This is a genomic window from Ralstonia sp. SA306 (assembly GCF_054792405.1).
Genome location: NZ_CP096451.1, coordinates 652255 through 671036 on the forward strand (window position 1 = coordinate 652255; position 18782 = coordinate 671036).

Here is an 18782-nt window from a genome sequence, read left to right on the forward strand (position 1 = left end):
CCTAGGCAATGGAAGCGAAGACCCCCAAAACACTCGGCCGCGTGAGCCTGATTGGTGCGGGCCCCGGCGCCGCGGACCTCATCACGGTGCGCGGTGCACGATTGTTGGGCGAAGCCGAAGTCGTGCTGCATGACGCACTGGTCTCGCCGGAGGTCTTCCAGTATTGCCCGCAGGCTGTGCTGATTGCAGTCGGCAAACGCTGCGGCAAGCGTTCGACCGCACAGCGCTTCATCAATCGCCAACTCGTCGATCTGGCCACCAAATATCAGCGCGTCGTGCGCCTGAAGGGCGGTGATCCGATGCTGTTCGGCCGTGCTGACGAGGAGCTGCAGGCGCTCGAGCAAGCCGGCATCGACTACGAAATCGTTCCAGGCATTACGGCAGCGCTGGCAGCCGCCTCCGCGATCCGTCAGCCGTTGACCAAGCGCGGTGTCGCGCGCAGCGTCGCGTTTGTTACGCAAGCCAAGGCTGCTGATCCCGACACGCCGCAACCCGAAGGCGTCGTGCCGGAACCCGTTGCGCAGGCCGATTCGCTCGTCTACTACATGGGCCGGGATCAAGCTGCCTCCATCGCTGCGGACCTGATCGCCCGTGGCCGCGCACCGTCGACACCCGCTTGGGTGGTCGAGGCCGCAACAACGCCCGAGCAGCGCTCGGCATGCTTCACCCTTCAGCAGATGGCCGATGGCGCCGCAGCGGAGTGGATCAACCCAGAGCATCCGAGCCTGCTGATGATCGGTGACGCGTTTGCCGCGCGGGCATCGGCGGCAGCGCCCGAACTGGCGCTCGACATGCATCCCCATAGCCTGGCCGCCTGAGCTGCGCTCAGCGCGCCGGCGCTTTCTCTCTCCCCTGTTCAAGCAATCAAAATTGCCCGGTGCAGCGATAAAGCTGCCGGGCATGAGATGCTTTGACATATTCCATTCTCCGGGGGGAGATCTGTGCCATGCCGCACGTCATCATCGAATACACCGCCAATGTCGAGGCCGATGCGCGCATTCCTGAGCTGATGCGCGTGCTCAACGATGTGCTGATCGGCTACGCGGATGTGTTTCCCACCGGCGGCATCCGTACGCGCGCGCTGCGCCTTGACCAGTACCGCATGGCCGACGGCGTGGAAGACGACGCCTTCATCCACGTGACCTTCCGCATCAAGGCGGGCCGGCGCAAAGCTGTGACGCGGTCGATCTGCGCGGCGATGTTCACCGCCATGCGCGCGCATCTGGTCGACGTGTTTGCGCGCCGTTATCTCGGGCTGACACTAGAGCTGGTGGAGTTCGACGCGCATGGCTTTCACGTCGAAAACAACGTGCACGCGCGCTTCATGCGCATGGCAGAACCGCAGTGAGGCGACGTCTGGCTTAGCCGAGTTGGCGGACGCAGTAACCCGCGATGGCGTCGAGCACGGCGTCGTCTTCGCCAACGGCATCGGCGCAGCGGATGGAGAGGGAGGGATGAGCCTGCGCGCACTGCGCGACCAGTGCAGGCAGATCGCGCCGCAAGTGGCCGCCCTGGCCAAAGAACACCGGCACGATGGTGACACTCCGCGTGCCATTTGCGGCCAGATCATCGATGGTGCCCGGCAGATCGGGCGCCATCAGTTCGAGAAAGGCTAGGCGCGTGTCGACGTCGGGCTGCTGCGTAGCCAAACACGCGCGCAGGCGGTCGAACGGTTCACGCCAGCGGGCATCGCGCGCGCCGTGTGCAAAGAGGACAAGCGCCCGGTCAGCCATCAGTGGCGCTCCACCCAGCGCAGGCTGACCAGCGCCAGTGCCAGATACAGCGCGCCCGGCACGATGGCCGTAAAGATGGCCGGCCACGTATTCAGCAGGCCGACGTGCGAGAAGAGGTTGTTCACCAGTTGGAATGACAACCCCAGCATGATGCCGCCGAACACCTTCAGGCCGACTGCCCCGGCACGTGCATGCAGATACGCAAAAGGCAGGGCCAGCGCCATCATCACCAGCACAGTGAACGGATAGACCACCTTCTTCCACAGCGCGATCTCGTAGCGCTGCGTGTCCTGCTTGTTGTCGCGCAGGTGGCGGATGTACTGGAAGAGGTCCAGCGTAGCCATGCGGTCGGGGGTGACCATCAGCACCGACAGAATCTGCGGCGTGAGCTCAGAGCGCATCTCCTGCTGCGGCAGTTTGATCTGCTCGCCGCGGAAGTCGGGCGCCAGCGCATCGGGTGCGCCGGGCACCGCCTGCACGGTGTCCTGCGGGGCCACTGTGCCGGGCTTGCGCGGGAACTCAATGAAGCGCGTTTCCGTCACGCCGTTCAGTTGCCAGTTCTGGTGGCCCTGGTAGCGCGCCTGCTCCGCCACGCGGATCGAACTCAGGCGGTAGTCCGAATCGAATTCATAGATGCGCAGGCCTTTGATGGATTGGTCCGGCTGCAGAGCGCCGACGTTGACAAAGCGGGTGACTTCGCCACCCGTGCCGTCGGGCTTGGCGGGGCCGCGATCCTTGACCCACACGCCCGAGCGGAAGCCGGCCGACACCGTCGCGCCCAGCGCTTCCAGCCGTACCTTCTGTGCGTACTCTTCCGCTTTCGGCCCGATGAATTCACCGAAGATGTACGTGACAAGCGCCAGCGGCAGCGCAATCTTGAACAACGACATCAGCGCACGCCGCGTATCAAGCCCTGCCACGCGAAAGATCGTGAACTCCGACTGGCTCGCCATCTGCGAGAACACATAGATGGCGCTGATGAGCGCAGCCACCGGAATCACTTCGTACACACGCGTCGGCGCCTGCAGCATCACGTGGAAGAACGCGACGAGCGTGGTATAGCGTCCGACCACCGAGCCCAGTTCGCCCAGCATGTCGAAGAAGATAAACAGTGCCAGCACCGCAAACAGGATGAAGACGAACACGCCGTAGATCTGACGCGCGAAGTACTTCTCATAGACCGGCATCTTCATCACGCACCCGCCTTCTTGGGTGCGAAGCCGAGCAGGGCGGAAATCCCCTTCAGGCCGGCCGCGCTGTAGTGGCGGAAGCGGAACAGCAGCACCGCGCAGATGAAGGCAGCGAGGTGGATCGGCCACCAAGCCATGAACACGTTCATCTTGCCCTGCGAGACCCACGCCTGCGACAGGTTCAGCAGGTTCGAATACGTCAGGTAGATCAACACCGCAAAGATCATCGGTGTGTAGCGGCCCAGGCGCGGGTTGACGTAGGCCAGCGGAATCGCAATCAGCACGAAGTTCAACGCCAGCAGCGGCAGGCCGATCCGCCAGACCAGTTCACCGAGGTTCTCGGGCGTCGGGTTGGCGAGCAGATCCTTCGTGGAGCGGCTCTTGGTTGGCAGGCTGGCATCTGCTTGCGGCGGCTTGTTGGCGACCTTCACGCCGTATTTGTCGAATTCGACGATGCGGTAGTCGAGCTTGCCGGGCGTGCCTTCATAGCGGCGGCCCTTGTCGAGTACGACAAAGCGGTCGCCGTTGGGCATGGTCTTGAATTCGCCGGTCTTGGCCATCGCCACGCCGATCTTGTCCTGCTCGGCATTGGCGACGAACAGGTTACGGGCGTGCTTCATGCCGTTATCGACGCCCTCGATAAAGAGGACGTAGCTGCCGTGCGCGGGCTCGATGAAGCGGCCGGCTGAGATCATCGACAGCACATCGCGCTGCTCGAAGCGATCTCGGAACAGCGCACTCTGCTGATTGGCCCACGGCCAGCCGAACAGCGCCAGCAGCGCCACCAGCACGATGAACGGCAGCGAGAAACGCAGCACGGGGCGGATGAAATCCGTCAGGCTGATGCCCGAGGTGAACCACACCACCATCTCGGAATCCTTGTACCAGCGCGTCAGCACCAGCAATACCGAGATGAAGAGCGTGGCGCACAGGAGAATCGCCAGGTAGCCTAGCGTTGCCAGGCCGATGAGGAGCAGGACGTCGTTCGGGTTCGCTTCGCCGTTGGCGGCCATGCCGAGAATGCGGATCACCAGGGTGGTCAGCATGAACGTCAGCAGCACGAGGAAGACGGCGCCGGCGGTGAATGACAGCTCGCGTCGCAGGGCTTGTTCAAAAATCATGCGGATGCGGGATGGGAGGGCGAGGTCATAGCCGGTGTACGTTCCACCGGAGCCCCTGCGCAAAATGGCGGATAATGTGGGCTTTCGTTGACTCGCCTCATAGAGAGAAGCGCGATGGAATTTAGCACAAAAGCCCTGGATTGGGCCAAAGCGGGCGCCCTGGCTGCCAAGAGCGATTGCCTCGTGATCGGTCTGTTCGAGTCGCAGACCCTGGCTGGTGCTGCAAAGGCGCTGGACGTGGCCACCAAGGGCTTGGTTGCCCGCCTCGTCAAGCTGGGCGACTTTGAAGGCAAGCGCGGCACGTCGCTGCTGTTGCACGAAGTGGCCGGCGTGGGCGCTGCCCGCGTGCTGCTGGTCGGTCTGGGCAAGGAAGCCGACTTCACCGATCGCGCCTACGCCGAAGCCGTGCGCACCGCACTGCGCGCGCTGGCCAGCACCAAGGCCACCAGCGTGACGTGGGCGCTCACCGAGCACACCGCGCGCGACAAAGACACCGCCTGGGCGGTCTTGACCGCCGTCACGCTCATCCGCGAAGCCAGCTACCGCTTCATCGAGCGCCATCCGGAGCTCAAGAGCAAGCGCGACAAGAACGGTACGAGCCTGCGCAAGGTCGTCCTGACCGTATCTGCAGCCGATGCCAAGGCTGCCAGCGTGGCCGCAGCGCGCGGCACCGCCATCGCCAACGGCATGGACCTCACGCGTGATCTGGGCAACCTGCCGTCCAACATCTGCACGCCGACGTACCTGGCCAACACCGCACGCCAGATCGCCAAGGATTTCAAGCTCAAGGTGGAAGTGCTTGGCCGCAAGCAGATCGAAGCCTTGAAGATGGGCGCCTTCCTGGCCGTGACGAAGGGCAGCGTCGAGCCGCCGGCATTCATCGTGCTGCGCTACGAGGGCGGCCCCGCCAAGCAGGCCCCGGTGGTGCTGGTCGGCAAGGGCATCACGTTTGATACGGGTGGCATCTCGCTCAAGCCGGGCGAGGGCATGGACGAGATGAAGTACGACATGTGCGGCGCCGCTTCGGTGCTGGGCACGCTGCGTGCTGTGGCCGAAATGGGACTCAAGCAGAACGTCATCGCCGTGGTGCCGACCTGCGAGAACATGCCCAGTGGCGTTGCCACCAAGCCGGGCGACGTTGTGACCAGCATGTCGGGCCAGACCATCGAGATCCTGAATACCGACGCCGAAGGCCGCCTGATCCTGTGCGATGCGCTCACCTACGTGGAGCGCTTCAAGCCGGCGGTGGTGATCGACGTGGCAACGCTCACGGGCGCCTGCATCATCGCGCTCGGCCACATCAACACCGGCATGTACGCCCGCAGCGACGCGCTGGCGGGTGCGCTGGTGGCGGCCGGCAAGCAATCGCTCGATACAGCGTGGCGCATGCCGCTGGATGAGGAATACCAGGAGCAGCTCAAGTCCAACTTTGCCGACATGGGCAACATCGGCGGCCGTCCGGCCGGCAGCGTGACGGCTGCCTGTTTCCTGGCGCGCTTTACCGAAAAGTACGACTGGGCCCACCTGGACATCGCCGGCACCGCTTGGAAGAGCGGCGCGGCCAAGGGCGCCACGGGCCGCCCGGTGCCGCTGCTGACGCGCTTCCTGATGGACCGCGGTTGATTGGCAGAGGTAAAGCACCGTATGACTCGCGTCGACTTTCACAGCAACGTGCCCGGCAAGCTGGCTTATGCCTGCCGGCTCGTGCGCAAGGCCTACGGCGCGGGCCAGAAAGTGATCGTGGTCGGAGATCAGGCTGCGCTGCAAGCGTTCGACACGCAGTTGTGGACGTTCAGCCAGCTCGATTTCCTGCCGCACTGCGGCCTGAGGCATCCGCTGGCCGCGCAGACGCCCATCCTGTTGGCCGATGCATCCGAGCCGCTGGACGACGCGCCGCATCACGACATTCTGGTCAATCTGTCGCCTGAACCGCCGGCGCTGTTCGCGCGCTTTAGCCGGTTGATCGAGATCGTTGGCGATGACGACGCCGATCGCGCCGCTGCGCGCGATCGCTTCCGGTTCTACCGCGATCGCGGCTATCCGATCCAACATCATGACGTGGGGCGCGCATGACCGACGGACGCTATCCCGGGTCCCACGCGGACAACAACATCCCTGTTCTGACGGAAATTGTCGAATTGGAGGATGTGGCGCCTACGGCCGCGCCTGCCGCGCCGCTGCCCGCCACGACTGAAGCCGGCAACGTGGACGTCCCGCCCGCCCTGTGCGAGCAAGGCCTTGCACCCACTTCGGCCATGCCTCCCGAAGGGACCGATGCCGCCCGCGTGATGGGCGACGTGATGTGGCGTTTCCAGTCCGAGTGGCCGGCGTTGATCGAAGCGCAGTGTCGCGCAGCCATGGAATCACGCCTGTCACTGTTGAGCGAACAGCTCGCCGCTGACCTGACCCGCACGCTGGAGGCCCGCCTGATGGATTGGCTGGGCGCGGCGTTGGACGATGCGCTCGCCGCGCAGCAGAAGCCCCCGCAGCGCTGATCGCACAAAGAAAAACCCGCCGTCTGGCGGGTTTTTTGTTGGTGCTGCTCGAACTCAGTCCGTTACCGCGCCCTTGCTGGCCGTTGCTGCCAGTTTCGCAAACTTTGCCAGCACGCCACGCGTATAGCGCGGCGCTGGCTGCTTCCACGCGGCGCGGCGGCGGGCAAGCTCATCGTCTGGCACGTTCAACTGCAACAGGCGCTGATGCGCGTCGATGGTGATTGAATCGCCTTCGTGCACCAAGCCGATCGTGCCGCCCACGTACGCTTCCGGCGCGACGTGGCCGACCACCATGCCCCACGTGCCGCCCGAGAAGCGTCCGTCGGTGACAAAGCCGACCGACTCGCCCAGGCCCTTGCCGATGATGGCTGAGGTCGGGGCCAGCATCTCCGGCATGCCGGGGCCGCCCTTCGGCCCCAGATAGCGCAGTACGAGGATGTCGCCGGCCTTGATCTGGTCGCTCAGGATCGCGCTCATCGCGCTTTGCTCGTCGTCGAACACGCGCGCCGGGCCGGTGATGACAGGATTCTTCAGGCCGGTGATCTTCGCCACGGCGCCTTCTTCGGCCAGGTTGCCTTTCAGGATGGCGAGGTGGCCTTCCTTGTAGAGAGCTTTGTCGATCGGCAGGATCACGTTCTGATCGGCGCGCGGTTGGTCGGGAACGTGCGCGAGTTCTTCAGCCAGCGTTTTGCCCGTGATGGTGATGCAATCCCCGTGCAGCAGGCCGGCGTTGAGTAGCAGCTTCATCACCTGCGGAATGCCGCCTGCCTCGTGCAGGTCGGTCGCCACGTATTGGCCCGACGGCTTGAGGTTGCAGATGACGGGCACGCGCTGGCGCACCCGCTCGAAGTCATCGATCGTCCATTCCACCTCCGCCGCGTGGGCGATGGCCAGGTAGTGCAGCACGGCGTTGGTGGAGCCGCCGGTGGCCATGATCACGGCTACGGCGTTTTCGATGGATTTGCGCGTGATGATGTCGCGCGGCTTCAGGTCGCGGCGCACGGCTTCGACCAGCACGCGCGCAGATTCGGCTGCGCTGTCGACCTTCTCCTGATCGGGATTGGCCATCGTCGACGAATACAGCAGCGACATGCCGAGCGCTTCAAACGATGAACTCATCGTGTTGGCCGTGTACATGCCGCCGCACGACCCGCTCGACGGGCAGGCGTTTTTCTCGATGCCCTCGAAGTCTTCCTCGCTCATGCGGCCGGCGGTAAATTCGCCCACGGCCTCGAACGACGAGACGATGGTCAAATCCTTGCCCTTCCAGTGGCCCGGCTTGATGGTGCCGCCGTACACATAAATGCCTGGCACATTCGTGCGCGCCAGGGCGATCATGCCGCCTGGCATGTTCTTGTCGCAGCCGCCGATAACGACGACACCATCCATCCATTGGCCGTTGACGCAGGTCTCGATGCAGTCGGCGATTACCTCGCGCGAGATCAGCGAGAACTTCATGCCTTCCGTGCCCATCGACATGCCGTCGGAAATGGTCGGCGTGCCAAAGATTTGCGGATTCGCGTTGGCATCCTTTACTGCAGCCACGGCGGCATCGGCCAGCTTCTGCAGGCCCGAGTTGCACGGCGTGATGGTCGAATGGCCGTTGGCCACGCCGATCATCGGATTGTTGAAGTCGTCTTTCGTGTAGCCCAATGCGTAGTACATCGAGCGGTTGGGCGAGCGTGCCACACCTTGGGTGATGTGCTGCGAACGCTTGTTGTCTGGCATGGTGGTCTCCGTGGGGGCGGCACTATCGTTGTAGTCAACAGCTTGGCGCCCAGCATGCACTTGGAGAAATGGCGCGTCAAATATATTATTGATTGATTATTGATTCGAAAAATATATCAATCGCCGATATGGATCTGCGCCAGCTTCGCTACTTTGTGACCGTTGCCGAGGAATTGCATTTCGGGCGCGCCGCCGAGCGTCTTTCGATGACGCAGCCGCCGCTGTCGCAGCAGATTCGCGCGCTGGAAGACGAACTCGGGGTCACCCTGTTCCATCGCACGCAGCGCTCCGTGGCGTTGACGGCCGTCGGTGCGCGCTGGCTGGCCGAGGTGCGGCGTGTGCTTGCCGAGGCGAATGCGCTGCCCGGTCTGGCGCAGCGGCTGGCGCGCGGGGAGGTCGGCTCGCTGTCGCTGTCCTTCGTCAGCACCGCCGATTACGGCATCCTGCCCGCCTTGCTGCGGCACTTTCGCGACGCGCGGCCCGAGGTGCAGCTTCTGCTGCGCGAGGCCACCAGCGATGTGCAGATCGAAGCGCTCCTGGCCGGCGATGTGGACGCGGGTGTCGTGATCGCGCATCACGCGGGCTCGGTGCCCGGCGAGCTGGAATACCGCCCGCTGGTGCGCGAGCGCCTTGTGCTGGCGGTGCCCGCATCGCGCGCAGCGCAATGGGGCGTGGTGCCGGGCCAGCCCATTGCCTTGGCGGATGCGGCGGCCGAATCGCTCATCATCTTCCCGCGCCGGTCCGCGCCTGCGCTGTATGACATCATTACCGGCTATCATGCCGCGCACGGCGGCCGGCCAGGAGAATCTGGGGCCGCGATGCGCATTGGCCAGGAAGCCATCCAGATGCAGACCATCGTCAGCCTGGTCTCCGCTGAGATGGGGATTGCGCTGGTCCCGGCATCGCTATGCAACCTGCAGCGGACCGGCGTGGTCTATCTCGAACTTGCCGCGCCAAGCCCGTTCATCGAGACCGGGCTCGTGTGGCGGCGAGATGCGGCTTCGCCGGTGCTGCCGTGGTTCGTGGCCAGTGCCGAAGCCGTTGCCAAGCTGCAAGAAAACAACCAAACCTGAAACCCACAGGATTCATGCTCATCCATCCGCAATTCGACCCCGTCGCCCTGCATCTGGGGCCGCTCGCCATCCGCTGGTACGGCCTGATGTATCTGGCGGCGTTCATCATGTTCCTGTGGTTCGGCCGCCTGCGCACGCGCCAGCCACACATCGCCGCCGAAGGCTGGACCGGCCGCGACCTCGACGACATGCTCTTCTACGGCGTGCTGGGCGTGATTCTGGGCGGGCGCCTGGGCTACGTGCTGTTCTACAAGCCCGACTGGTATTTCGCCCACCCGCTCGACATCTTCAAGGTTTGGGAAGGCGGCATGGCCTTCCACGGCGGCTTCCTCGGTGTGGTCGTCGCGATGATGCTGTATGCGCGCATGCGCGGCCGCTCGTGGATGCAGGTGACCGACTTCATCGCGCCGATGGTGCCGTGCGGCCTCGCAGCGGGGCGCCTTGGCAATTTCATCAACGGCGAGCTGTGGGGCCGTGTGTCGTCGCCCAATCTGCCTTGGGCGATGATGTTCCCGCAGGCGCAGGGCGAAGACCGGGAGTGGCTGCTCTCGCACGCGCAAGAGGCCGTCACCAGCGGCGTGCAAGCTCTGTTCGACCAGTACCACATGCTGCCGCGCCACCCCTCGCAGATCTACCAGTTCCTCGGCGAGGGCGTGCTGTTCTTCATCCTGCTGTGGCTGTACGCGCGCAAACCGCGACCGATGGGCGCGGTGTCTGGCGCATTCCTGCTCGGCTACGGCGTGTTCCGCTTCATTGCGGAGTTTGCCCGCGAGCCGGATAACTTCCTCGGCCTGCTGGCGGCGAACCTGTCGATGGGGCAGTGGCTGTCGTTGCCGATGATCCTGATCGGCATTGCCATGCTGGTCTGGTCGTATCGTCGTGCAGGCAACGGCGAAAAAAGCCAGGCGCACGCCTGACGCTGCTATCGCACAAAGAAAAAGCCACCGAACTTCGGTGGCTTTTTTCATGGAGCGGCTCGCTGCTTATTTCAGCATCTGCACGGCACCGGAAACGGTCACCGTCACCTGGGCCTTGCCGCCCTCGATGGGCACCGGTGCCGAATCGTACGACGCCGGAGCCGCTGCCATGCGCATCATCGGACGCGGGCCCGGGTTGTTGCTGCCCTCGCTCACATGCACGTCGCGGATCGTGTAGCTCGTGTAGCCGAACAGCTTGGTGGTCGTCAGTGCTTTGTCGCGGAACGAATTCACGGCCTGATCGATCAGTTTGGCTTCCGCCGCCGAGCGTGCCTCGCGCGAGAGCGTGAAGTTCACGTTCTGCACCTGCATCTGGTTGGCCAGTTGGCCCGCCAGCTTGGACGCCGCAGCAAAGTCCTTCGATGTGATGCGCACTTCCGCACGGCCACGCCAGACGCTGATCTTGCCGTTGCGATCGGTGTTCGGATAGATGTTGAAGCCGCCTGTCTCTGCCTGTACGCCGGACGTGCGTTTTGCCTGGTTGATCACCTCATCGGCCTTTCGCGACAGGGCCGTGGAGATCGCGCCCGGGTCCGCGCCTTCCTGCTCGGCGCCCAGTGTGAGCGTGACGGTGTCGGTCGGCACTTCGGCTACGGCCTGCGCATCCAGCGACAGCACGCCCGAATGATTCGTTTCAGGAGCAGCTTGTGCGAAAGCAGTCGTCATGATTGCAGTCCCCAAAATGGTTGCGGCCAGGACAGATTTCATTGTGTTCTCCCAAAAAAGCAATGTGATGCGTCTGACTGGCTGTTACGCGCATCGTTCATCACGTTTGTAACAATTCCCCGCCGATGCCAACCATTCACTCAGGATCGCGCATCAATTTGGTGGTGATGTAACGCCACTGCGCAGGTGTGACTGGCGTGATCGACAGGCGGTTACCGCGTTGCAGCACCGTCATGTCGGCGAGCTGTTCCTGCGCACGCAACGTCGGCAGATCAATCAGCGCGCATTTGCGCACGAACTTCACGTCGACGAGCATCCAGCGCGGCGCTTCGGGCTTCGATGCGGGGTCGTGGTAATTGCTCTTGGCGTCGAACTGCGTGGGATCGGGATAGCTGGTCGAGCAGACTTCCGCCAGCCCCGCGATGCCGGGTTGCGGACAAGACGAGTGGTAGAACAGCACGCCGTCGCCGATGCGCATGCGGTCGCGCATGAAGTTGCGTGCCTGATAGTTGCGAACGCCGGTCCAGGGCAGCGTGCCTTCGGCGTGCAGCGTATCGATGCTGGCCTCGTCGGGCTCGGACTTCATCAACCAGTACTGGGTGGCCATCGTGTGGGGCGCGCGGGCGACGTGCGGGGAGGTGACGGTGTGCGCAGCATAGCAACACGGCCGCGGCCTCGCCATTAGCGGTGCGGTAATAGCGGGTGTATCGAGGATAGGCAAAGAAAAAGGCGGTAGCGCACATGTGCACTACCGCCCTTTGTTGGGTCCCCACCTTGGCCGCTAGACCCGCATCCTGAACCCAAGTGAGGTTCAGAGTGGCAGCGGAAGCCGCATTTTGGGTACATCACCAGCACAGGGAGCCCACGACTTGCGTCGCACGCTATGCACTGGAAGACGCGCTCGCCCACACGGCATATCCCGCACCAAGCAATGCTTATCGGTTCAAGGAATTAATGGCCATGGCGAACCAGGCAGGGAAACTGTCAGACGCATCATCACGCTGTGTTTCGAGCGCATGGCGATGCGTCTGAAAGATTCATCGCAGGCAACCGTTTTTCTCTACTCTATAGCCGCTAAAGCCTTATGCTGCAAGGGTTTGCGGGAGATTCCGGAAGCCATTGGGAGACACTATACACCCGTTCGCATCCGAACCCAAGCCCGGATGCGATCCGGTTACAAACACGTTTTGTACTGAGTCAAATGACTTCGCCGTACTGGCGCAGCGCCTCGTCAGTGCGGGCGTTCAGGTCGGCCAGTTTGGCGCGAATCGAGTCGATCGGCAGGGCGGAATCGGACGCGGCCTGGCGTTGCATCGACAGCAAATCCGACGCGATGCTAATGGCGGCCATCACGGCAACGCGCTCGATACCCTTGGTGTTCGAGCCGTTCTTGATGCGCGTCATCTGATTGTCGACCATGGCTGCGGCTTCACGCAGGGCCGCTTCGTTATCGACCGAGACGGCAAACTTGTAGGGCTGCCCGGCGATGTTCACTTCAATTTGCTTGCTGCTCATGCTTAGGTCTCCGAATGCGGGGCGGGGGCGGCCGTTGTTTCATCGGCGCCTGCGGCCTGGCCGAGGAGGTCAAGCTGGCGCGCGTCGGTAGCCGTGGGCAGCTTGTCGAGAATCGATTGGATGCGCAGTTGCGCTTCTTCGATCTTGGCATTGAGCACGCTGCGATCGGCGACCATCGCGTCGCGCTCGGTCTTGGAGGCATCGGCTTCCGCCTGAAGCCGCTCGACTTCGGCGCGCAGGCGCTGGTTCTCGGCGGCTAGCGCATCGGCGTGACGCAGCACGCGCGCGATCTTGCCGGCAAGTTGTTCGAGTTCGTTCAGCATTGGGTGTCAATCAGAATCGAGTGGGGGGATTTTAGCCGATCATGCGCGTCGCGCCTGTCCTCCATACGGATGCGCGAGTTGCGGCGGCATGAGGCGACGCAGCGGGCACAAAGGGCGAAGGGTGTGTTTTTACCGCGACTTGGGCGGGTTTAGCGTGCCTTTTCCGTTAAACTTCGCGGCGTCCTGGTGCCCGCAGCACCATCTGCAGTTAAACGGGAAGCAGGGAGCGCGCGCCCCAAGCGATGCGCCAACCTGCGCTGCCCCCGCAACGGTAAGCGAACGTCGCGTGTGCCTGCCATCTCGCCAAGAAGAAGATGGGTACCGCGCGGTCTGTCCATACGCCACTGTTCCTCTGGGAATGGGAAGGCGGGCAGGCCGCTTCGCCAGCCCGGATACCGGCCAGGACGGTGGATCTCAGAGCCGATGTGAAGCCCCGGAGGGAACCGCATCGAGATCCTGCTGCCAGTGACCTGCGGGGGAACGGGTCCGGCTGACGCTTCTTGTCTTTTCAACATGAGCTTGACTACAAAGCGGCCACTCCGAATGCCCCGGACGGCCATGCGCGCGCTTGCCAGCGCACTAACGGGGGTCATGGCAGGTGCAGTCGTGCCGGCCTGGGCACAAAGCAATGCACCGGCAGCCAGCACGCCAGTGGGTGAACTGAATCCGACGGTGGTGACGGCCTCGCGCAGCGAGCAGCCCCTGTCGGATGCATTGCCGCACACGACGGTCATCAGCCGCGCCGATATCGAGCGCTCGCAGGCGCCGGACGCGGTGACGCTGCTGCGCCGCGAGGCCGGCATCGAAATCGCGCAGAACGGCGGGCCTGGCACCAACGCCAGCCTTTTCATGCGCGGTGCCGGTTCCAATCAGACGCTGGTTCTCATTGATGGTGTGCGGGTGAGTTCCGCCACGCTGGGGGCCACGCAGATCGATCAACTGATGGCCGACCAGATCGATCATATCGAGGTCGTTCGCGGCAACGTGTCGGCGCTATATGGTTCCGACGCGATTGGCGGCGTGGTGCAGATCTTCACGCGCAGTGGCAAGGGACATGCCCCATTGGCCAATGCAGAGATTGAGTACGGCGCACGCAACACCAAGCGCGCGCAGGCGGGTATCAACGGCTCGCTGGGCGAGCGCGGGGATACGTCGTTCGCTGTGTCAGTGTCGGAGTTCAAGACCGACGGGTTCTCTGCAATCAACCCACTGCAAGCCAAGAATGCCAACCCGAACGACAACCCTTATACGAACAAGAGCGTGTCGGCGCAGTTGTCGCATCGCCTTTCCGCGGATTGGCAGGCAGGGCTGACGTACTTTCAGACCTGGGGCGACGCCAGTTACGACAGCGGTTTTGGCAGCTCGACCGATATCAACATTGCGCATAACCAGGTGCGGTCGATGTCGGCCTACCTGGATGGCAAGGTCACGCAGGATTGGAAGACGCGCCTGACGCTCTCGCAAGGCGACGACAAGAACGTCAACTTCAAGAACGCCGTACAGAACGGTCGCTTCAACACGCGCACCCAGCAGGCGAGCTGGCAGAACGATTGGGCGTTCATGCCCGAGCAGTTGCTCAAGGTGGGCTTGGAGCACGCGCAAACTACTATCGACAGCGATGCGTATGACGCGCCCACCCGCCGTGTCGATTCGGCTTACTTGGGCTACGAGGGCACGTTTGGCCCGCACCAGCTGCAGTTGAACCTGCGCCGTGATCGCTACTCGGATTTCGGTAGCGCCAACAGCTATTACGCGGGTTACGGCTTTGCATTCAACCCGCAGTGGAAGGCTGTGGCGAGCGTAAGCAACGCCTTTCGTGCGCCGACGTTCAACGATCTGTACTACCCCAACTACGGCAACCCGAATGCGCAGCCTGAGAAAGCGCGGTCGGTGGAAGGGGGAGTGGAATACAGCGGCGCGATCGGCCTGGTGCGCATGACGGTGTTCGAGACGGACTACAGCAACCTCATCACCTCGCAGTGCGATGCGGCGTTCAACTGCATCGCCGCCAACGTGAACCGCGCGCGTGTGAATGGGCTGGAAACCTCGTACCGCGGTGCGATCTATGGCGTGGATGTGCGTGCCAGCTTTACCATGCAGAACCCGCAGGACTTGTCGGCCACACCGAACCAGGTGCTGCCGCGCCGCGCACGGCACTTCGGTAGCGTGTATTTGGGCAAGACCTTTGGACCATTCTCTGCAGGTGCGGAATGGAACGCGAGCGGCGAGCGGCGCGATTCGTCGTTCTCGTCCAACGTAATGGGCGGCTATGGCATGGTGAATCTGATGGGGCGTTATCAAATCACGCCGGATTGGGCATTGTCGGCGCGCTTGGAGAATCTGTTCAACAAAAGCTACCAGACAGCGTATAGCTACAACACACCTTCGCGTGGAGTGTTCTTCACGCTGTCGTGGCAACAGCACGAACCGAAGCGATGACAACACCTGCACTGCGCGCACGCGGTTTTGCCTGGCGACTGTGGTCGCTGCTGGCGCTTGCGTGCGTGGCGGTGCTGGTAGCGTCATTGATGCTCGGCAGTGTGAAGCTGTCGCCCGCTGAAGTCTGGCGGGCCCTCTTCTTTGGCAATAGCGGTGGCGATGGCCTGGCTGCAGGCATCGTCACCGAGTTACGCTTGCCGCGTGCGGGCGCTGCATTTGCTGCCGGCGGGCTATTGGCCTTTGCCGGAGCGCTCATGCAGATGCTGCTGCGCAATCCGCTGGCCGATCCGTATGTGCTGGGCGTGTCCGGCGGCGGGGCAGTGGCGGCACTTACGGCGATGTTGTTTTCGCTGCCTTGGTGGGCAGTGCAGACAAGTGCTGGAGCCGGAGCCTTGCTGTCGATGGCGCTGGTGGCGGCGTTGGCGCGTCAGCACCTGTGGCGCGGCGAGCCCGGCGAGGCCAATGCCCGCTTGCTGCTCGGTGGCGTGGTGATGGCTTCCGGCTGGGTCGGCCTGATCACGCTTATCTTGACGGTGGCGCCCGAGAATAAGCTGCGCGGCATGATTTTCTGGATGGTCGGCGACCTCGGTGGCGCCGATCGTTATGCGGGTGCATTGGTGGCGCTTGTGGTGGCGGTGGCCGTGGTGTTGCCGCATGCGCGCGACCTGAACGTGCTGCTGACCGGTGAAACTCGCGCCCGCGCGCTGGGTGTGCCGGTGGCGCGTGTGCGCGCGTTGATCTACGTGGTGGCGTCGCTGTGTACGGCAGTGGCGGTTACGATTGCAGGCTCGGTGGCCTTTGTCGGCCTGCTGGTGCCGCACATGGTGCGCCTGGCGTGGACCCGCGACGTGCGCATCCATTTGCCCGCTACGGCGATGGCCGGCGGGGGCCTTCTGATGCTGGCCGACCTGATCGCCCGAACGCTGATCGCCCCAACGCAGCTGCCCGTGGGCGTGATCACCACCCTGCTGGGGGTTCCGACGTTTCTTTACCTGCTGATGCGGAGCGCGCGATGAGTTGGTGGCGCCGCCCACGTCCTGCACCGGATGCATTCGCGCACTTGGACGCAGCGCCGGAACTCGCGCTGCACGATCTGCGGGTGACCATCGATGGGCGCGTGTTAATCGAGCGGTTGTCGATGACGGCGACCGCGGGCCAGCTCTGGTGCGTGGTCGGGCCGAACGGCGCGGGCAAGTCGACATGGCTTTCCGTACTGGCAGGCTTGCGCTCGCCAGACGGCGGCAGCGTCACGCTCGATGGCGTCCCGCTTGCCGATTGGCCGGCGCTGGCGATGGCGCGTCGTCGCGCGTTTCTGCCGCAGACCTTGCATGACACCTTCCCCATCACCGTTTACGACGCCGTGATGACCGGCCGCCACCCGCATCTCGCGCGCTGGGAGTGGGAGGGCGACGCCGATGCCAGCGCCGTGGATGCAGCGGTGTCTGCGCTGCAGTTGCAGTCGCTGGCACAACGCGATGTGCGCACGCTTTCCGGCGGTGAACGTCAGCGCGTGGCGATGGCTGCCGTGGTGGCACAGGAGGCGCGCGTGCTGCTGCTCGATGAGCCCGTCGCGCACCTTGACCTGCATCAGCAGGTTGCCGTGCTTCGCCTGCTGCGCGAAGGCTGCCGCAAACACGGCTGGCTGGTCGTTCTGACCGTGCATGACTTGAACCTCGCACGCCGCTTTGCTACGCACGCGCTGCTGATGGACGGCGCGGGGCACACTACCTCGGGCATCGCGGCCGATGTGCTCACCGCCGAGCACTGTGCGTGCGCGCTGCGCACTCCTATTGCCGAGGTGGCCGACGGCTGCCATACGGCCTTGATTCCCGGTGATTCCGATGACGACTGAAGACAACGATGACGCGCTGAACGAACGCCACCGCTCGCGCATGCAGCGCAAGAAGGCCGTAGTGGATACCAAGATCGCCGCCGCCACCGACGTGCGCGGAGTGCTGCTCGTCAACACCGGTAACGGCAAAGGCAAATCCAGCTCCGGCTTTGGCATGGTGATCCGCGCCATGGGCCACGACATGCAGGTCGGTGTGGTGCAGTTCATCAAGGGAGCGATCCCGACGGGCGAGGAGCGTTTCCTGCGCCGTTTTCCCGAGCAATGCAGCTTCCACGTGATGGGCGAGGGCTACACGTGGGAGACGCAGGACCGCACGCGCGACATTGAAAAGGCGCAAGCCGCATGGGCCTGCGCGCGCGAACTCTTGAACGATCCGACCATCGGCCTGGTGCTGCTGGATGAACTGAACATCGCGCTCAAACACAACTACCTTGACGTGCAGACCGTGCTGGCCGATTTGCGCGCGCGTCCGCCGGCGCAGCATGTGGTGATTACCGGGCGCGGTGCGCCGCCCGAATTGATCGACGCCGCAGATACCGTCACCGACATGACGCTCGTCAAGCATGCGTTTTCCCAAGGCATCCAGGCGCAGCCGGGAGTCGAACTGTAATGAACCAAGCCATACACATTCCACCATTTGATGATGCGTTGCGCGCGCGCCTGCAGGCCGCCGTCGACAGCAAGACCAAGCCGCTCGGCGCACTGGGCCGGCTTGAATCGCTGGCCGTGCAGATCGGCCTGATCCAGAACACCGATACACCGCAGCTGACGCGCCCCGCAATGGTGGTGTTTGCCGCAGACCACGGCATCGCCCACGCTGGCGTGAGCGCATACCCTCAAGCGGTGACCGCGCAGATGGTGCTCAACTTCATCGCGGGTGGTGCGGCTGTCAATGTGTTCTGCCGTCAGCATGGGTTTGCATTGGAGGTGGTGAACGCCGGTGTTGCCACACCGTTGTGGACGGCGGATACGCCGGGCCTGGTCGATGCTCCTGTCGGCCCCGGCACGCGCAACTTCGCTGACGAGGGTGCTGCGCAAGCCGCCATGACCGCCGACGAGCGCGACCGCGCCATAGCCCTCGGCGCGCAGCGGGTGGCACACCATGCGGCGCTCGGCACCAACGTGATCGCACTGGGCGAAATGGGCATCGCCAACACGGCGTCTGCCGCATGCCTGATGGCGCGGTTATGCGATTTGCCGGTCGCGCAATGCGTTGGCCGCGGCACCGGGCTCGACGATGACGGCCTTGCCCACAAGCGTGCCGTGCTGGAGGCGGCGATGGCCAAGCATGCTGACGTCCGTGAGCCGCTGGACGTGCTTGCGTGCTTCGGCGGTTTTGAGGTCGCGGCGATGGTGGGTGCTGTGCTTGAAGCGGCGCAGCGGCGCATGGTCATCCTCGTCGACGGGTTCATCGCCACGGCCGCCGTTCTGGTGGCGGCACAGGTGGCGCCCGACGTACTGGGCTATTGCGTGTTCGGGCATGTGTCGGACGAGCGCGGGCATCGTGCGCTGCTGGAGGTGCTCGATGCGCGGCCGCTGCTGTCGCTGTCATTGCGGTTGGGGGAGGGCAGTGGCGCGGTGCTGGCGTATCCGGTGGTCGTGTCAGCGGTGGCGTTCCTGCGCGAGATGGCGACCTTCGCCAGCGCAGGCGTGAGCGAGCGCGCATAGCC

General features: G+C 63.9%; 20 protein-coding genes, 1 other RNA gene and 1 riboswitch. Of the genes, 12 read left to right on the plus strand and 9 right to left on the minus strand.

Annotated features, from left to right (window positions below):
• The first annotated feature begins 8 nt into the window (after positions 1–8).
• Positions 9–818: a uroporphyrinogen-III C-methyltransferase gene (gene cobA / locus M1D44_RS03150; RefSeq protein WP_112183921.1), complete on the plus strand. Its 810-nt coding sequence runs from the start codon at positions 9–11 to the stop codon at positions 816–818.
• Positions 819–946: 128 nt separating this feature from the next.
• Complete coding sequence (locus M1D44_RS03155) at positions 947–1348, plus strand: 5-carboxymethyl-2-hydroxymuconate Delta-isomerase (protein ID WP_316684111.1); 402 nt, start codon at positions 947–949, stop codon at positions 1346–1348.
• Positions 1349–1361: 13 nt separating this feature from the next.
• Here M1D44_RS03155 and M1D44_RS03160 read toward each other — a convergent pair whose 3' ends face one another.
• Genes M1D44_RS03160 through lptF form a run of 3 tightly spaced genes read right to left on the minus strand, consistent with a single transcriptional unit; the run spans position 1362 to position 4044 of the window.
• Complete coding sequence (locus tag M1D44_RS03160) at positions 1362–1733, minus strand: sirohydrochlorin chelatase (RefSeq protein ID WP_024975010.1); 372 nt, start codon at positions 1731–1733, stop codon at positions 1362–1364.
• Positions 1733–2926, minus strand: a complete 1194-nt coding sequence (lptG, locus tag M1D44_RS03165) for an LPS export ABC transporter permease LptG (RefSeq protein ID WP_024975011.1) — start codon at positions 2924–2926, stop codon at positions 1733–1735. The genes M1D44_RS03160 and lptG overlap by 1 nt, the downstream gene beginning before the upstream one ends.
• Complete coding sequence (gene lptF, locus M1D44_RS03170; RefSeq protein WP_024975012.1) at positions 2926–4044, minus strand: LPS export ABC transporter permease LptF; 1119 nt, start codon at positions 4042–4044, stop codon at positions 2926–2928. Before lptF ends, lptG begins: the two co-directional genes overlap by 1 nt.
• 114 nt (positions 4045–4158) lie before the next feature.
• Between lptF and M1D44_RS03175 the strand changes: the two genes are divergently transcribed.
• From M1D44_RS03175 to M1D44_RS03185, 3 genes are read left to right on the plus strand one after another with little or no spacing between them, the layout of a single operon-like run.
• A complete protein-coding gene (locus tag M1D44_RS03175; protein WP_024975013.1) occupies positions 4159–5667 on the plus strand; it encodes a leucyl aminopeptidase in 1509 nt (502 codons plus the stop codon).
• Between the two features lie 21 nt (positions 5668–5688).
• A complete protein-coding gene (locus M1D44_RS03180) occupies positions 5689–6117 on the plus strand; it encodes a DNA polymerase III subunit chi (RefSeq protein ID WP_024975014.1) in 429 nt (142 codons plus the stop codon).
• A complete protein-coding gene (locus M1D44_RS03185; RefSeq protein WP_316853109.1) occupies positions 6114–6539 on the plus strand; it encodes a DUF2486 domain-containing protein in 426 nt (141 codons plus the stop codon). The genes M1D44_RS03180 and M1D44_RS03185 overlap by 4 nt, the downstream gene beginning before the upstream one ends.
• A gap of 54 nt (positions 6540–6593) precedes the next feature.
• On the opposite strand, the gene ilvD is transcribed toward M1D44_RS03185, so the two are convergent.
• Positions 6594–8267, minus strand: a complete 1674-nt coding sequence (gene ilvD / locus M1D44_RS03190; RefSeq protein ID WP_024975016.1) for a dihydroxy-acid dehydratase — start codon at positions 8265–8267, stop codon at positions 6594–6596.
• A gap of 128 nt (positions 8268–8395) precedes the next feature.
• Between ilvD and M1D44_RS03195 the strand changes: the two genes are divergently transcribed.
• Both M1D44_RS03195 and lgt read left to right on the plus strand, forming a co-directional pair.
• Positions 8396–9340: a LysR family transcriptional regulator gene (locus M1D44_RS03195; RefSeq protein WP_316853110.1), complete on the plus strand. Its 945-nt coding sequence runs from the start codon at positions 8396–8398 to the stop codon at positions 9338–9340.
• A 14-nt stretch (positions 9341–9354) separates the two neighbouring features.
• Positions 9355–10257 carry a prolipoprotein diacylglyceryl transferase gene (lgt, locus tag M1D44_RS03200; RefSeq protein WP_024975018.1) on the plus strand — a complete coding sequence of 301 codons (903 nt, stop codon included), beginning with the start codon at positions 9355–9357 and terminating at the stop codon, positions 10255–10257.
• 66 nt (positions 10258–10323) lie between these two features.
• On the opposite strand, the gene M1D44_RS03205 is transcribed toward lgt, so the two are convergent.
• The 5 genes from M1D44_RS03205 to M1D44_RS03225 all read right to left on the minus strand — a co-directional run bounded on the left by M1D44_RS03205 (position 10324) and on the right by M1D44_RS03225 (position 12821).
• Positions 10324–11025 carry an SIMPL domain-containing protein gene (locus M1D44_RS03205; RefSeq protein ID WP_024975019.1) on the minus strand — a complete coding sequence of 234 codons (702 nt, stop codon included), beginning with the start codon at positions 11023–11025 and terminating at the stop codon, positions 10324–10326.
• 94 nt (positions 11026–11119) lie between these two features.
• A complete protein-coding gene (locus tag M1D44_RS03210) occupies positions 11120–11590 on the minus strand; it encodes an EVE domain-containing protein (protein ID WP_316853111.1) in 471 nt (156 codons plus the stop codon).
• Between the two features lie 155 nt (positions 11591–11745).
• A non-coding RNA gene (ssrS, locus tag M1D44_RS03215) (6S RNA) lies at positions 11746–11965 on the minus strand.
• A gap of 215 nt (positions 11966–12180) precedes the next feature.
• Positions 12181–12498: a cell division protein ZapA gene (locus tag M1D44_RS03220; protein WP_045202841.1), complete on the minus strand. Its 318-nt coding sequence runs from the start codon at positions 12496–12498 to the stop codon at positions 12181–12183.
• 2 nt (positions 12499–12500) lie between these two features.
• Entirely contained in the window at positions 12501–12821 is a 321-nt protein-coding gene (locus M1D44_RS03225; protein ID WP_316853112.1) for a hypothetical protein, read from the minus strand.
• A gap of 167 nt (positions 12822–12988) precedes the next feature.
• Positions 12989–13239: riboswitch (cobalamin riboswitch) on the plus strand.
• Positions 13240–13364: 125 nt separating this feature from the next.
• Here M1D44_RS03225 and M1D44_RS03230 point away from each other — a divergent pair.
• Genes M1D44_RS03230 through cobT form a run of 5 tightly spaced genes read left to right on the plus strand, consistent with a single transcriptional unit; the run spans position 13365 to position 18780 of the window.
• Positions 13365–15260: a TonB-dependent receptor domain-containing protein gene (locus M1D44_RS03230; protein ID WP_316853113.1), complete on the plus strand. Its 1896-nt coding sequence runs from the start codon at positions 13365–13367 to the stop codon at positions 15258–15260.
• Complete coding sequence (locus tag M1D44_RS03235; protein WP_024975024.1) at positions 15257–16276, plus strand: FecCD family ABC transporter permease; 1020 nt, start codon at positions 15257–15259, stop codon at positions 16274–16276. The genes M1D44_RS03230 and M1D44_RS03235 overlap by 4 nt, the downstream gene beginning before the upstream one ends.
• Positions 16273–17112 carry an ABC transporter ATP-binding protein gene (locus M1D44_RS03240; protein ID WP_316853114.1) on the plus strand — a complete coding sequence of 280 codons (840 nt, stop codon included), beginning with the start codon at positions 16273–16275 and terminating at the stop codon, positions 17110–17112. Before M1D44_RS03235 ends, M1D44_RS03240 begins: the two co-directional genes overlap by 4 nt.
• Positions 17102–17722: a cob(I)yrinic acid a,c-diamide adenosyltransferase gene (gene cobO / locus M1D44_RS03245; protein WP_024975026.1), complete on the plus strand. Its 621-nt coding sequence runs from the start codon at positions 17102–17104 to the stop codon at positions 17720–17722. The genes M1D44_RS03240 and cobO overlap by 11 nt, the downstream gene beginning before the upstream one ends.
• Entirely contained in the window at positions 17722–18780 is a 1059-nt protein-coding gene (gene cobT, locus M1D44_RS03250; RefSeq protein ID WP_316853115.1) for a nicotinate-nucleotide--dimethylbenzimidazole phosphoribosyltransferase, read from the plus strand. Before cobO ends, cobT begins: the two co-directional genes overlap by 1 nt.
• The last annotated feature ends 2 nt before the right edge of the window (positions 18781–18782 follow it).